At 54.4% G+C, this 15,406-nt stretch carries 13 protein-coding genes and 1 riboswitch; of the genes, 2 read left to right on the forward strand and 11 right to left on the reverse strand.

Annotated elements, in window-relative coordinates:
- Positions 1-2: 2 nt before the first annotated feature.
- The 5 genes from hypE to hypB all read right to left on the reverse strand — a co-directional run bounded on the left by hypE (position 3) and on the right by hypB (position 5,435).
- Positions 3-1,013, reverse strand: coding sequence for a hydrogenase expression/formation protein HypE (hypE, locus tag GEOB_RS15960; protein ID WP_012648285.1), 1,011 nt, complete (start codon positions 1,011-1,013; stop codon positions 3-5).
- 80 nt (positions 1,014-1,093) lie between these two features.
- A complete protein-coding gene (gene hypD, locus GEOB_RS15965; protein WP_012648286.1) occupies positions 1,094-2,179 on the reverse strand; it encodes a hydrogenase formation protein HypD in 1,086 nt (361 codons plus the stop codon).
- A gap of 38 nt (positions 2,180-2,217) precedes the next feature.
- Positions 2,218-2,448: a HypC/HybG/HupF family hydrogenase formation chaperone gene (locus tag GEOB_RS15970; RefSeq protein ID WP_012648287.1), complete on the reverse strand. Its 231-nt coding sequence runs from the start codon at positions 2,446-2,448 to the stop codon at positions 2,218-2,220.
- On the reverse strand, positions 2,439-4,709 hold the full coding sequence (gene hypF, locus GEOB_RS15975; protein ID WP_012648288.1) for a carbamoyltransferase HypF: 2,271 nt from the start codon (positions 4,707-4,709) through the stop codon (positions 2,439-2,441). The genes GEOB_RS15970 and hypF overlap by 10 nt, the downstream gene beginning before the upstream one ends.
- Positions 4,710-4,718: 9 nt before the next feature.
- Positions 4,719-5,435, reverse strand: coding sequence for a hydrogenase nickel incorporation protein HypB (gene hypB / locus GEOB_RS15980; protein ID WP_012648289.1), 717 nt, complete (start codon positions 5,433-5,435; stop codon positions 4,719-4,721).
- Positions 5,436-5,662: 227 nt separating this feature from the next.
- Positions 5,663-5,739: riboswitch (cyclic di-GMP riboswitch) on the forward strand.
- 76 nt (positions 5,740-5,815) lie between these two features.
- Here hypB and GEOB_RS19475 point away from each other — a divergent pair.
- The gene (locus GEOB_RS19475; RefSeq protein WP_012648290.1) at positions 5,816-6,646 is read left to right on the forward strand and encodes a CAP domain-containing protein; all 831 of its coding nucleotides are present in this window, start codon (positions 5,816-5,818) and stop codon (positions 6,644-6,646) included.
- A gap of 16 nt (positions 6,647-6,662) precedes the next feature.
- On the opposite strand, the gene GEOB_RS15990 is transcribed toward GEOB_RS19475, so the two are convergent.
- The 6 genes from GEOB_RS15990 to GEOB_RS16015 all read right to left on the reverse strand — a co-directional run bounded on the left by GEOB_RS15990 (position 6,663) and on the right by GEOB_RS16015 (position 12,614).
- A complete protein-coding gene (locus tag GEOB_RS15990; RefSeq protein WP_012648291.1) occupies positions 6,663-6,995 on the reverse strand; it encodes a hydrogenase maturation nickel metallochaperone HypA/HybF in 333 nt (110 codons plus the stop codon).
- 126 nt (positions 6,996-7,121) lie between these two features.
- The gene (locus GEOB_RS15995; RefSeq protein ID WP_012648292.1) at positions 7,122-8,057 is read right to left on the reverse strand and encodes a hypothetical protein; all 936 of its coding nucleotides are present in this window, start codon (positions 8,055-8,057) and stop codon (positions 7,122-7,124) included.
- 13 nt (positions 8,058-8,070) lie between these two features.
- Positions 8,071-9,282: an S-layer homology domain-containing protein gene (locus tag GEOB_RS16000; RefSeq protein ID WP_012648293.1), complete on the reverse strand. Its 1,212-nt coding sequence runs from the start codon at positions 9,280-9,282 to the stop codon at positions 8,071-8,073.
- 93 nt (positions 9,283-9,375) lie between these two features.
- A complete protein-coding gene (gene lpoB, locus GEOB_RS16005) occupies positions 9,376-9,984 on the reverse strand; it encodes a penicillin-binding protein activator LpoB (RefSeq protein WP_012648294.1) in 609 nt (202 codons plus the stop codon).
- 31 nt (positions 9,985-10,015) lie between these two features.
- Entirely contained in the window at positions 10,016-11,455 is a 1,440-nt protein-coding gene (locus GEOB_RS16010; protein WP_230198970.1) for a COG3014 family protein, read from the reverse strand.
- 31 nt (positions 11,456-11,486) lie between these two features.
- Positions 11,487-12,614, reverse strand: coding sequence for a hypothetical protein (locus GEOB_RS16015; RefSeq protein ID WP_012648296.1), 1,128 nt, complete (start codon positions 12,612-12,614; stop codon positions 11,487-11,489).
- 319 nt (positions 12,615-12,933) lie between these two features.
- Here GEOB_RS16015 and GEOB_RS19480 point away from each other — a divergent pair, with 319 nt between their 5' ends.
- Positions 12,934-15,399, forward strand: coding sequence for a transporter substrate-binding domain-containing protein (locus tag GEOB_RS19480; protein ID WP_012648297.1), 2,466 nt, complete (start codon positions 12,934-12,936; stop codon positions 15,397-15,399).
- Positions 15,400-15,406 lie beyond the last annotated feature (7 nt).

Raw genomic sequence — 15,406 nt, forward strand, 5'->3', positions numbered from 1 at the left:
TCTCAGCAGATTCGCGGCAACTGCTCACCCGTCAGCATATCAACACCTCTGATCCCACCAACTACCGTTTCCATAACCATTTTGCCGGCAGAAGCGTCCACAACCTCGCCGATAACGGCCGCATCCAGGCCAAGGGGGTGGCGACGCATGATTGCCAACACCCTTTCCGCAGCGTCGGCAGCAACTACCGCCACAAGTTTTCCCTCATTGGCAATATGAAGAGGGTCCAGCCCAAGTATGGAACATACGCCGCTGACTGGACTTTTGACAGGCAAGGCCGCTTCCTGGAGGCTGATGGTGACATTGGATTGCAGGGCTATTTCCTTGAGGGTGGTGGCAACGCCCCCACGGGTAGGATCCCGCAGCACATGCAAATATTCCCCTTCCGGGAGCAATTCAGCCACCAGCCCATAGAGGGCAGCAGTGTCGCTTTGGATGCCGGCTACAAGTTCAAGCCCGTACCGCGCTGCAAGCACGGCTATGCCGTGATCGCCGATGGTGCCATTGATAATGATCTTGTCCCCTACCCTGGCGCCGCTGCCGCTAATATGCAGCTGGTGCTCAAGGATGCCGATGCCGGAAGTGTTGATGAAGATACGATCGGCCTTGCCCCTGGGGACCACCTTGGTATCGCCGGTGACGATCGCTACCCCGGCCAGATCTGCCGCTGAACGCATGGAGGCGAGGATGACAGAAAGATCACTCCTGCTGAAGCCTTCCTCTATGATCAGACCGACACTCATATGGAGAGGCCTCGCTCCGACCATGGCAAGATCGTTGACGGTCCCGTTCACGGCCAGGTCGCCGATATTCCCACCGGGGAAAAAGATGGGATCGACAACATAGGAATCGGTTGTGAAAGCAAGCCTGCTCCCTTCATGATCCACAACAGCGGCGTCGTTCTGCCCCGTAAGGGAGACACCGGAGAGGGAGGGGATAATGAGCTGGTCCAGAAGCTGATGGGAGAGCTTTCCGCCACTTCCATGGCCAAGAAGAATCAAATCTCCATTCATTTTCATCCTCTTATGGATGCCGCTTTTGCGCCCCGGCTGCGTAGGTCTTATTGCCCGAACACATGGATATGCAGCATTTCTTAATGGTTATAATACGCGGCGCAGCTGCCTTCGGAGGAGACCATACACGGCCCTACCGGACCTTCCGGGGTACACTGCATGCCGAAAAGAGGACAATCGAAGGGTTGAATTTTCCCTTTCAAGACATCGCCGCACCTGCAACCCTTTTGCTCCTCCTGCTCCTCTACCTTGACTGGAAGCACCTTCTCAGCGTCGAACCGGGCATAGCTTCTTCTGATCTTCAGCCCACTGCCGGGGATGATGCCGATGCCGCGCCAATGGCAATCACAGGGAGTAAATACCTGTGACATGACTTCCCTGGCCTTGCTGTTCCCGTCCCGTTTCACCACCCGGCGGTATTGGTTCTCCACATTCGCCTCCCCGGCAATCTTCTGCCGGATCAGCATCTCCACCCCCTGCATGATATCCGCCGGTTCGAAACCGGTCACCACGCAGGGGATATGGTGTCTTTCCGCAAGTGGGAGGTAGGCATCGGTACCGATGACGGCGCTCACATGGGCCGGGCAGATAAAGCCATGGATTGCCGCAGCCGGTTCCGCCGCCAGCATTTCCATGGCTTTAGGCATTGTTTTGTGGCCGGCCAGGACTAGATAGTTATCCAGCTTTTGCCTGGCTGCCATAAGAATACTGGCGGCAACGGCCGGTGCCGTGGCCTCGAATCCGATGCCTGGAAAAATGATCTTTCTGTCCGGGTTCCGTGCCGCCAGTGCAACCCCATCCAGAGGCGAGTTGACGATCCTGATATCCGCACCACTGGCCCGTTCCTCCATGAGAGAACTGGATGAACCAGGCACCCGCATCATATCGCCGAAGGTGGCGATAATGACATCGGGAAGCCTGCTCAGGGCGATGGCGCGATCCAGATAGTGGTTTGGAGTGACGCAAACAGGGCAGCCGGGGCCGGAAATAAGCCTCACCTTCGGCGGGAGAAGAGACCTGATGCCGAACCGGCTGATGGCCATAGTATGGGTACCGCAGACCTCCATCAAGGTCAGAGGCACTTCCAGGCCGGCAGTCAGCGCCTCGATGCGCTCGGCATAGCCATTGACAATCTCTTTATCACCAAAAAGTTTAACGTAGTTCATCCAAGTCCATTCCGAAAAGAGCCGGCGGAGGCTCTGGCTTACCCCATAGCATCGGACGAAAGAACCTCACGCATCAGGGCCAGGGTTTCCCGGGCGACTTCTTCATCCAGCCTGGAGATGGCGAAGCCCGCATGGACGATGACAAAATCCCCCACCTGCACTTCATCGCCCAGAAGCATCAGGCTCGCTTCCCGCCTGACGCCGTCGATTTCGGTAATGGCCGTATCGTTATCGATGCTGATGATCCGCATCGGCACAGCTACACACATGCGTCGCTCCTTCCGGCAATGACCGCCTGGCCCAGGGCAAGCCCGCCGTCATTGGGGGGGACCAGCCGGTGGCTGAAGACCAGGAAGCCCTTTGCCACTAGACGGTCATGGACCTCCCCTGACAGGAGCTTGTTCTGGAAAACCCCACCTGACAGAACCACACGGTTCACACCATGGGCTTTGCCTGCCTTGACGCAGATATCGGCTGTGGCTGCGGCCACAGCCTTATGGAAACGAAGCGCCATGTTGGCACCGGCTTCACCGGCAAGCAGGTCGTTGACCAGGCCGTCGATGATGTAGCGGCAATCCAGGGTGAATTTTTCATCTGTAGCAACGATGGCGTAGGGATAATGCCATTCCGTTGAACCTTTTTCGGCCAGGGCCTCAAGTTCAATGGCGGCCTGCCCTTCATAGGACACATTGCTGCGTAAGCCGATGAGAGCCGCCGCCCCATCGAAAAGCCTGCCGCAACTGGATGTGAGGGGTGAGTTCAGGCCTTGTTCCAGCATTCGCTGCAAAAGTCTCTTATCCCCATCTGCCAGGACCGAAAAGACGGGAAGCTTGAGAGAAAAAGCATCGCTGCCGAAAACGGCATGGCAGTGGGATAGGGCCATCCGCCATGGCTCCCGCACCGCTGCGTCACCTCCGGGAAGAGGAACCTGGGAAAAATGGCCGACTCGCCTGAAATTGCGGTAATCGCCCAAAAGGAATTCCCCTCCCCAGATGGTGCCGTCCGGTCCATAACCGGTGCCATCGAACACAACCCCCAGGACAACTCCCTCCAGACCGTTTTCCGCCATGCAGGCGGCCATATGGGCATGGTGGTGCTGCACCGGCACCAGTAGCTGGCTAGAGGCCTGAGCATAGGCGGTGGACTGATAGTCGGGATGGAGGTCGTGGGCGACAACCTTCGGGTTGACCGAAAGGACCTGCCTCAGGTGGGAAACAGTCTGGTCAAGGAACTGCAGATTAGGCTCGTTTTTCAGGTCCCCCAGGTGCTGACTCATGAAGGCATGGTCGCCACGGGTCAGACAAATGGCCCCCTTCAGCTCGGCTCCCACCGCAAGTACCTGCTTCTGTGCCTCGTGCAACCGAATGCTTCTGGGCACATAGCCCCGGGAGCGGCGCAAAAAGATAGGTTTGCCCTGAAAAACCCGGATCACCGAATCGTCGTTACGACAATGCACCCGCCGGTCATGGCCAAGAAAATAATCGGCAATGCCTGCGAGAGACTCCACCGCCTCCCTGTCCCGGTACGCCACCGGCTCATCCGAGACATTTCCCGAGGTCATGACCAGGGCGATGAAATCGCGAAGCAAAAGGTGATGAAGGGGGGTTGATGCCAGCATCAGCCCGAGATAGTCATTGGCAGGGGCAACCTGGGGAGCAATCCCGTTTCCCTCACGCTTGCACAGAAGGACGATGGGTTTTTCCGGCCCGGCCAGCAGGCGCTCCTCAATGGGGTCCAGGCGGGCGAGGACACCGGCCTGCGTCAGGTCCCTCACCATAAGGGCAAAGGGCTTCTCATTGCGTTTTTTCCGGTGCCGCAGCTCGGCAACGGCTGGGCCGTTAAAGGGGTCCACAGCCAGGTGGTAACCGCCGGTCCCCTTTACGGCAACGATCTTGCCCGATTTCAAAAGACGAATGGCCTCTGCGACAGGATCACCAGCAACTTTCTCACCAGTCGCAGTGATTAGGTACAGCCTGGGGCCGCAAACCGGACAGGCATTGGGCTGGGCGTGAAACCGCCTGTCTGCCGGATTCTCATACTCGGCACGGCAGTCGTCGCACATGGGGAAATCTGCCATGGTGGTTGCCTGGCGGTCGTAGGGAACACCGGTGATGATGGAATAGCGGGGACCGCAGTTGGTACAATTGATGAAGGGATATTGATAGCGGCGGTCGCCGGGATCGAACAGCTCCGCCAGACAATCGGGACATACGTCACAGTCGGGTGAAATCTGCAGTTCACCTCCGCCGGAGCTGCTGGGCAGAATGGAGAAATCGCGGCTGTCTTCGGTTGCAATAATACTTCTAATGATCGAGGTAATGGCAGCAAGTGGTGGAGCATCATCGTTCAGGGCCGAATAAAAGAGATCCAGCTGCTGGTTGCTTCCTTCAGCCTCAAGCAATACTCCACGGGAGGTATTTCTCACCCACCCGGTCAGCTGGTGCCGCCGGGCCAGGCGGTAAACGAAGGGGCGAAATCCCACCCCCTGAACAATGCCTTCCACCTGGACCCTGATCCGCTCCTGCCCCATCATCACCCCTCACCCCTCGCTCTTCACAGACAATTCCCACAGCCACCGGTACCAGGCATCCATCCCCTCCCCGCTTTTGCCGGAAACCTCCAGGATAGCCATGGCCGGATTGATGCTGCGGACCATCTCCTTGCACTTCTCCACATTGAAGTCCAAATGGGGCAGCAGATCGATCTTGTTGAGCAGCACCACCTGGGCGGCGCGGAATATCTGCGGATATTTGAGCGGCTTGTCTTCCCCTTCGGTGACACTGAGGACGACGACCTTATGGTGTTCCCCAAGATCGAATGCACCGGGGCAGACAAGATTACCCACGTTCTCGATGAAGAGCAGATCCAGTTTTTCCAGGTCGAAGGCCTTCAGGGCCAGGCAGACCATCTGGGCATCGAGATGGCAGCCGGCCCCGGTATTTACCTGCTCCACCGGCACACCGGTGGCAGCTATCCGCACCGCGTCATTGTCTGTCTGTTGATCCCCTTCAATGACGGCACAACGGAGGGTCACCATGTTCTTAAGGGTCTGCTCCAGGATGGTCGTCTTGCCGGAGCCGGGGGACCCGAGCAGATTGAGGGTAAAGATGTTTCTGCCGATGAAGAGCTGACGGTTTGATTTGGCAAACCGGTTGTTTTTGGCGAGAATATCCGTCTCAATGGAGATCACTTGTGCATCGGACCGGGAATTACTATGGTGATGGTCATGCTCGCCACAGCCGCAGGTAATACACATGAATTGTTTGTCCTCCGGCTGTAACTCCGCTTCTGCAAAGGATGCAACAGGATTGAATCTTCAGGTAAGCTATAACACCAAATCGGCAAAGGTCAAGGCAGCGAGGCTTGATCATCGGCATTTGCAGTACCCGCTACGCCCATGGAAAGTCTTTCAAGTTCTGCACGCAACCCTTGACTTGTAAATCTTATCTGCGGTATTTTTGTTCTGCAAAAACGAAGCAGGATAGACGACAATACTAAACCATTCGCAAGGGTGGGACGGAAAGCCTACAGGGTCTTACTGAGACAGCCGGGACGCCGAAATATCTCTCTGGATATTGAAGCCCCGGCTTTTTTTATGCCATGGGCCAACATGAATCAAGGAGAAGGAGAAAGCTTATGAGATTGGTGGCATGGTTTACGGCGATGGTACTGGTAGGTACTCTGAACGGTTGCGGAAGCGGCAGTGGCGATAGTGGAACAAACATCGCCGCCCAGACCGGCAACGGAGGCTCATTCGCAAGTGAAAACGGATCAACGGTAACAACCGGCCCCGGCACCGCCAGTCCGGCCAATACGCAAGAAGGAACTGCCACGGCTACACCGACAACAAATACCCCCTCCAGTGATACATCGGCACCAATTTCCACGGAAACCATCAATCCGACCACTGTTCCTGATACAACGGCTTCAACCGCAACAATGCCAAACACCGTACCTACCGCGCCTGCTCCAGCTCAAACAACGACAACAACCACTGAGCCAACAAGCGCCAACCCTGCTCCGGCCTCCTCTTCAACCGGTTCTGCCATGCAGGCAGCAATGGTGGCTGCCATCAATAAGGCCCGCCTGTCGGGAATGACCTGCGGCACCACCTATTATGGGCCCACTACTGCCATCACCTGGAATGATCAGATAGGCTCTGCAGCGTCCAGACATTCAAATGACATGGCCGCCAGGGACTTTTTCAGTCATACGGGGAGTGATGGGAGTTCTGCAGGAGACAGGTTAACACAGGCGGGATATATCTGGAGCACCTATGGGGAGAACATTGCCGTAGGCTATTCCACACCGGCGGCAGTGGTACAGGCATGGCTCAACAGTGAGGGGCACTGCAGGAACATCATGAATCCGGCATATCTGGAAATAGGCGCCGGAGCTGCAACCGGCACCTACAGGGGTGTTCCCGCAATGGATTACTGGACGCTGGATCTGGGTAAAAAAAGATGATTCAAAGGGTCTGTCTTCAAACTACCGTCAACCCCTTGACCCGAAGCTCCTCCCCGGTTATGAGATCCATGCCCACGCCACCGCAGGCAGGGCACGGATCGTAACAGGCCTTGACGGGAAATTCGGAATTGCACTGACGGCAACGCCCACTGGCCGGCACATGCTCGATCAGCAGCAGGGCGTTTTCCAATAAAGTGCCTCTGGTGCAGGCATCAAAACAGAACCGGATTGATTCCGTAGCGACACCGGACAGCGCTCCTATTTCGATGGTGACGGAGCAGACGCGACGGCCGCCGGCATTTTCCGTGCAAATATCGACCACACTCCGGGCAATGGACAGTTCGTGCACGATTCCCCCCCCGGTAAATGGTACCATCTCCATGGAATTATTCATGACCGGCGGCCAAGGATGCATAAAAATGGGACAGGAGATATGCATATACTTTCTCCTGCCCCTATTCTGACGACGTTTAGCCTACTTCAAAACAAAAGCGACCTTGGCGGCAGCAAGGAAATCCCCCTTGCGGTTTGCCGAGTAGACAGTAACCGCATCATCATCGGACAGTTGCAGGTCTGAACTGTTTGCCGAACCTGAAGCCTTCACTATCAGCGGGTTCTTCACATTGCGCGATGCAAGGGCCGCCTTGGCCTTTTCAATGCTGTTGGTGTACTCGCCGCAGCCCTGATCCACCAGCACCTTCTGGCTTACCTTTGCCGGGTCGTAGATGACCTCGCCATTGGCAGCAAAGATACGGTTGATGAGGGCTGGACGGAAATCCTGCTCAGTGGCATCGATGATCAGTCCATCATAGGCTTCGTCAAGCTTTACAGGATCGGCCTTGAAGGTCGGTTTGTCAGTGGCGAATTCCTTTTTCAGCTTCGGGTCCTTGTTCAGTTTCTCGTAAAAAGCAGTGGCAAAACCCTTTGCCCCATGCATGCCGATCTTGATGATGGCTATGGCGGTATCCTTTTCCTGGCTGTACTCCTGGAACACCACCTGGCTTCCTTTGACGAAAGAGGAAACCGCCGACCTGATAACGTCATATTCGGCCATGCCGTCCTTGACCAGGGTGTCGCCGACTATGGCAAAACCTTGCAGATATTCCGCCAGAGCCCGTTGCGCAGTAACCACAGCCGCCCGCTTTGCCATCAGCTCGCGCTGGGCCGGAGTCTTGTGGTTGGGGTTGCCTATGGCTTCGCCGTAAAAAAGGATCGCTTCCTGGCTGAAGGCGGCGTTATCGTCCCGGGCCCCGGCAGTGCCACCGGTGAGGGTAAGATTGCGCCCACTCAACCAGGTCTTGGTTTTGGTAAAGGTATCATCCACCTGCACCAGGTTTTGGTTTTCGTCTTCGGCAAAGGCAGGCCGGGCAAGCCCTGCCAGCAACATGGTCATCAAGATCAGCCTTTTCATATCTCTCTCCCTCTCAGCGGATGTTTATTTTCTGTTTCAGTACCCGCACGGCCAACAGTGCCTCGGCGCCGTCGACAGGTTCATTGATGCGGAATTCACCGGAGAGTTCACCCTCCATGATGGCACGGGTGGTCATGTTCATCACCGCATTAAAGAACGGAGACGTGCTGCGCACATCGGGAAATGGCGATTGTTCCTGTCCGAAGTAGGCAGTGGCAAGTTTTTCATCTCCGGTCAGTTTGATCAGCACATCCTCCAGGATGAATGCCATTTCCCCCCTGGTAACCGCTTCTGCCGGTTTGAACAAATAGGCTTTGGTCGTTTCATCGAATCTGGGCTCCAGGCCCCGTACTTTCCACTTCAACAGGGTCAGGATTTCATCCTTGAACTGGTGATCGGCGATGTCTGCCGGCGTGAATTCCGCTTTGAGATGCTTTCCCTGTGAGGCTGCAGATAGCCTGCCGGCCATCAGCTTGTCCATCTTCATCTCATCCATGAGAAGCGCCGCCAGATCGCCGCGGCTTACCGAATCCTTCACCGCAATTTTTTTGCCCACATCTCCTATGGTAAGCCCTGACATGGCACGAACAGTCCTGTCCGTCTTCTTCCATCCCCGGTCAGCCTTGTCGTGCCACTTCCCTTCCCGCCTGGCATTCAGCACATCGGCAAATTTATCCCTGGCCTTCCGGAATTCCAGCGCCTGAAGGTAAGCAAGCCCCATGAAGTAGTCAGCAGCTTCCTTCCCCTGGTAATAAACCAGTTTCTGCTCGTCAAGCTTGAGGGCCGCCGCATCCCCGAACGCCCCTTCGGTCTCCTTCAGCCAGCCTTTTTCCTTCAGGATTGTATTGTCGCGCATGACGGCCAGGTAGTAATCGAACTGCTCTTCCGTGGTATCGGCGTATTTATCTGCCCGATCAAGAAAATCTCGGGAACGTCCTACCTCCACTGTCCGGAAGGCGTCATCGCCCTGGGTGCGGCTTTTCTCGGCAGCCACGATGGAATTGCCGGCGTATGCCGGAGAGTATTTTTCATTGCAGTAGAGGGCGCGGTCGAATTTCTCCCGGGCTGCAGTGATATCACTCTTCTCCAGAGCCTCCATGCCACGCAAGTAATGGTGCTCAGGGTTGTCTTCAGCCGTGGTACAGCGCACCTGGGGCCCGGAGCAGGCAGACAGGACACCCGCTGTTATCCCTGCCAAAAGCATAGACAGCAACTTTTCTTTCATTGTTCCTCCTCCTTTTCGTGATGGTCCCGCAGGAAGCAACCAGCACCTTTTGCAGAACCCCGGGATGTCATTCCAGTTTTCAATACGCGGTACTTATCTGCCAAAGGTGGAACGTTTCCAGACCTTTCTGATTTCCTTTTCGTCAGACCATTCAAGCAGGCCGGTGCGGAGATTCTTCAGGTTGAGGGTGAATTTGTAGTAAACATCCCTGACATCATCGACCTTGTGCTCAATCTCGGCAAAGTTGCCCGACAGGATGTACTCGGCCCCGTACTGTTTTCCCATTTCCACAGCCTTTTCCTGATCGACCATGCCGCTGTTCTGCTGATATTTCAGTTCTTCCAGGACTGCAGCCTCGGTGGTTCTGTCAACGAAGGTGAATTTTCCCGACTTTATGAGCCTGGCACGGATTGAATCGGTTACAGCCTCCATGTCGATATGCTGCATGGACTTGTTTTTTATCCGGTCTACGGAAATGACCGGACGGCGAGTTGCGGTAATCTCCGCAACCGGTGGAAAGGTAATCAACGAATCGACCATGGTTGCCGCGATCTGCTGGAGATCTGCAGAACCGAAATCCGTTGACAGGGCTTGCTGCGACAGGGGATCGCCATATTCGACGCTGGGGGTGGCACACCCGGAAAACAGCGTAGCTGCTGCGATCAAAAAGATAAGACTGCCTGCTCTGGTTTTCTGGTACATGGTGTTACTCCCTTCTTTGCGATAGATTCGGTCAGAATGTTATCTCCGTTGTTTTGAACGTATTGCCGGCCCTGATGACCCTGACGATTGTTTTGGCGCCGCTTTTTATATTGATCTCAATATCATGGAACATCGCCGTTCTCTCCTGCTCCAGTGACAATGAATGCTTTCCCGCCGGAAGGCTGGCCCGCATCACCTGCACCTCTGCCGGAAGAGTATTCCAGCTTCTGAGATCGGCATTTTCGCTGATGTAGTTATAGAGTAATGAACTGAGTTCCCCCAGGGAGCCGAACTTGTCCTTCGATTTCTTCGCTGCAATCCCTTTGGCAACGGCTCGGATGATCTGGCGTGTCACCATGGCCGGGACCTTTTCCTTCAAGGCCTTAACCGCCAGAGCCCTGGCGTCGCAAAGGGGTTCGGTAACGCCGATGGTATCAGAGCCTTCCATAACCCACATCGGGGAAGCGTCAGGCCATCGCTGCCCATAGAAGGGGAAAGCCACGGCAACGATGCCTCCACTTGGCAAGGGTATGGGAATCTTCACCTCTTCCTTCTGGGGGACGAAATCTTCTTCGAAAAACAACAGGAGTTCACCCGTTTCCATCCCTGGCGATGAAGTATCATCATTCCAGGTAGCATCCGGCACATCAACCGCCTTCTTTAATTTATCCAGCTCCTCATCCATGCCCAAAACCCGGGCCAGGCGCATCACATCCTCTTGCAGGTAACTGTTGTCCGGCCGGATCTCCAGCGCCTTCTTGTAGTCGATATAGGCGTCATTCGGCTGTTTCAGCAGTTCGTAGACCACCCCCGACACATAGAAGGAATAGGCATTCTGGAACGAGTTCTTCACCTTGCCGGCAATCTCATCCATGGCCCCATAGCTTGCATAGACGCGACCGGCCCCTTCGGAGCTGCTGAAGTGGTTTTTTTCAGCTTCGGCCCTGGCTTCTTCCAATTCCTCTTCATGCCGCCTGAGGGCTTCATCCTGCTCCCTATTGGCCCGGCGGATCTCGACCCCGGCTCCTTCAATATCATTCCTGAAAAGATAATTCATCGCCTGAAAATTGTGCAGAAGAACGCGCTCATAGCCTTCGCCCCGGTAGGGAAGCGCATTATCATTGGTGAGAATTGCGCTGACATGGGATAAAGCATTCGTTGCACTGATGGTCGCCTTTTCATCGGCGGCTCTTATGGCTTGCATGGCACATTCATAGCTCTTGACGCTGAAATCCACGTCACCCTGTATCTGGGCAATGCGCCCCAACTCCATGCCATAGAGAATGGAATCTATGCTTTTATTACCCGAAACAAGGCACCGGGAAAGATCTACCTTTCTGTCGGCTTTCAATTGCTCGATGACCGGGGTGATCCTGCCCGTATAGGGGGTGAAGATTGTTGTGGCGCAACCCGAGGTGAGGATGGCAACGGCAACCAGGAACACCTGAAGTGCGCTTCTTGGGTATTTCAAGGTGCTTGCAGGGCATTTCCTCATCTATTTTTCACTTCAGGTAATTAATGGTGATGGCATTGGTGGAGAAGTTGACGATTTTGAAACTGCCCTTCTGGGCAATGCTGTTGGCCAGATAGATGGTGTTTTCAGGATAAGTTACCACGAACGATCCAAGCTCCTTTTCTTCCACCCCTGCTACCCAGGCGATGTTCTGCAGTGCCTCTTTCACGGCAAAGTTTTCCCCCGGGTCTTTTATGCCGCTGACCTTGACCTGCACCCTTTTTGCTGCAGCCTTCAGATGCCTCCCGACCTTATCGGCAACCACCGGTTTAAGCTTGTCCGAAAGATTTTGCAACCCCTTGGCGGCGGCATCTTCCATTGTGCCGGCAAGCCCCTTCCCTTGCTCAGTTCCGGCAGCAAGGATTACCATCCGGCCCGATGGGTCCCTGGTAACCAGCCTGTAGGTCAATCGGGCAGTGATGTTGTGGAAAGGGGTGTTCAGACCGAATCCCATATCCCCTCCCTTTTTTTTGGTGAGGATTAAGTCGATATTGCCGATGAGGAGAATGTTGGTGAGAAATTGGTGCATCATACTGCTCAAACTTCGGAAATTCCCGCTTTTAAGGGCAGTCTCGATATTCCGGGGATCCACTTCACCGGTGGGAGCAACATCAACAACGGTGTATCCACGCTCGGCGAGATCGCCGATGATTTCCTCCGAAAAGAGGTTGGACTCCTGGTAATCTCCGGCCGCTCCCGAAGGTGAAATTTTCCTGGCCGGAATGAAAACGGCCACGGCATTGTTCAATGCCAGGTCGGAAAGGGCATCACGGGTCTTTGCCGGTTCCACGCACGCATTTATTTTTACTGCAACCACATTGTCTCCGATTTGATAATCGAGAAGACTAAAGGAGGTAATCAGGCCATAGATTTTTCTGTTTATCGTCTCGTCAACAAGCATCAGGTTCTGGACTACGCTCTGGGCATTGACATCTACGCCTGCAGTCTGTTCGATGGCAGCCAGTTTGGCCCGGGAGATTGCCTCTGCTTTTGCTGAAGGTTTATCACCATTGACAATGACAGCTTCACCATCGGCATCCACACATTGGACTTGAGCCAAAACAGTCAACGGGCATAACCACAATGAAAACATTATAAAAACTAAGATTTTCCACATGGCCGGAAACTCCGTATGATTGTCTAAGTAATGAATAACTACAGGAACATAAATTATTCAGATTGAGATTCCAGGATCAGCTTTTCGCAAGGGCATTTCATAGCAGAACGCAGTCATTGGTGATTTTTGTTTCTATTTTATGTTTTTGTTTTTTCAATGCAATGGCAATTGCCCCACCCATGAATTATATTTGTTTAACTAAACACCATTCTGATATCTTTCGATTCGCATGCAAGGCTTGAATTGGTGTTAAAATTTGGTAAACTCACGCAAAATCGTGGAGATAGCGTTTATGTGATTGCAAAGCCTGGAGCCTTTCGTGATAGACACTGCAGTTTCTTGTGAGCAGTTAAAGAAATACCACCTTGTGCTGTTGCTCATGATGGTTATTGCCATTGCCGCACCTTCATTTGCAGCAGATCCAGGCCCATCCCTTCAGCGATCTATCCGCGTCGTCATGGACGACAACTACCCCCCTTTCGTTTTCAGAGACAGGGATGGCAGGATCAAGGGCATCATCATCGATCAGTGGCGCCTCTGGGAGAAGAAAACCAGTACTCGGGCCGAGATCAGCGCCATGGACTGGGCCGATGCCCAAAGGCTGATGGCCGATGGCGAATTCGACGTCATTGACACCATGTTCCGCAACGAAAAAAGGGACAAGCTCTACGACTTTACCAAGCCCTATGCCAGCATTCCGGTTCCCATTTTCTTTCGTTCCGATATCTCCGGAATAAGAGACATCCAGGATCTTGCCGGTTTTGCCGTGGGAGTGAAGGCGGGGGGCAACATCATCGATGTGCTCAGGTCCCACGGCATCAACAACCTCATCCAGTTCAACAGTTACGAGGCGATTGTCACCGCCGCCCGCGACCACAAGGTTAACGTCTTCACCGTCGATGAACCGCCCGCCTATTACTATCTTTATAAATTCGGCATCTGGGAACAATACCGGGCGACAAAACCCCTGTACATCGGGCAGTTTCATCGGGGGGTAAAAAAGGGAAACAAAGAGCTGCTTCAAACCGTTCAATTTGGTTTCAATCGCATATCAAAGGAAGAATACTCGGAAATAGAAGAGCGCTGGCGCGGTAAACCGATTCTGGGAATGAAAGAAATGCGCTTCATCAGAATCAGCGGCATTGCGGTCATGCTGGTTATGCTGGCGCTCGTCCTGTGGCTGTGGATGCTGAAGCGCATGGTAAGGCAGCGAACCGATGCCCTGCAGAAGGAAGTACAAACCCGTATCGGCCATGAAACGATGTTGCGGCACAGCGAAGAGAGCCTCCGCTCGCTCATGGATGCCATGCCGGTGGGACTGGCTCTCAGTGACAGCCAGGGCAACAATATTTACATCAATAAATGCTTCATCGAGCGTTTCGGCTATAGTCTTGGCGAAATTACCACCAAAGCAGCCTGGTATGCCCGTGCCTACCCGGACGAAACCTACAGGGAAAAGATAGTCAACACCTGGAAGGCGGCAGTTGCCAAGGCGCAGAGTGAACAGATAGGGATTCCCCCGTTTGAGTCACTGATTACCTGCAAGGATGGCTCTGTCAGCCACAATATTGCCAATACCCAATTGATTCAGGACCGCATCCTGATTATCTACACCGATATCACCGAACGGGAAAAAAGCCGCGACGAGCTTCTCAAGATGCAGAAGCTGGAATCACTGGGAATATTGGCAGGAGGCATCGCCCATGACTTCAACAATGTCCTCACCGGCATCATGGGCAACATTTCACTGTCACGGATGCTCCTCGATGAATCGCACCGGGCGACGACAACCCTGAAATCTGCGGAAAAGGCCTGTCAAAGGGCCAGCGAACTGGCCATCCAACTGCTGACTTTCTCAAAGGGAAGCCACCCGGTAAAGAAAACCGTCTCCGCCGGCAATATCGCCAAGGCATCGGCCTCGCGGGTATCAGACGGTTTCAGTGTGATCAGCGTCTTCAATATCCCTGAAAATCTCCATCCCGTGGAGGTGGATGAGGGCCAGATAGGACAGGCCTTCAGCAATATAGCGATCAACGCAGCACAGGCAATGCCGGAAGGCGGGACCTTTACCGTAAGGGCGGAGAATGTGGCCCTGGACAAGGCAAACAGCATGTCCTTGCCAGCGGGGGATTACGTCAGATTCACCTTTTCCGACACCGGATGCGGCATTCCCGAAGAGGATCTGAAGAAGGTTTTCGATCCATATTTTACCACCAGGGCAGGAGGCAGTGGCCTTGGCCTGGCTGCAGCCCATTCCATCATCGGCAAGCATGGCGGACATATCGGTGTCAGTTCGGTAGTTGGCAAGGGAACGGTTTTCCAGGTCTTGTTGCCGGCAAGCAGTAATGAATCACCAGCCCATGAAGAGGAGGGGAAAATGCCGGCAGCGCCGGAAAAGTGCAACAACTCCTTGTTGATCATGGACGACGAAGAAATGATCAGAGACCTTGCTACAGAGTTGCTGGGGGCGTTGGGATACAAGGTAAGCACTGCCGCGGACGGCAAAGAGGCAGTTGCCATGTACAGGGATGCACAGGAATCGGGCAGGCCATATTCCGCCGTCATCATGGACCTTACCGTGCCTGGAGGCATGGGTGGAAAAGAGGCAGCCCGGCTGATACTGGATGCATATCCCGATGCCAGGCTCATCGTCTCAAGCGGCTATTCCGAAGATCCGGTCATGGCGGAATACGCCAGGTTCGGCTTCTGCGCCGCCATGGTTAAACCTTACCGCGCCGTAGATGTCATGGGGGTTCTCGATAAAGTGCTTTCTTCCAGGGATTGAACGGAAA

Source organism: Geotalea daltonii FRC-32 (assembly GCF_000022265.1).
Taxonomy (GTDB): Bacteria; Desulfobacterota; Desulfuromonadia; order Geobacterales; family Geobacteraceae; genus Geotalea; species Geotalea daltonii.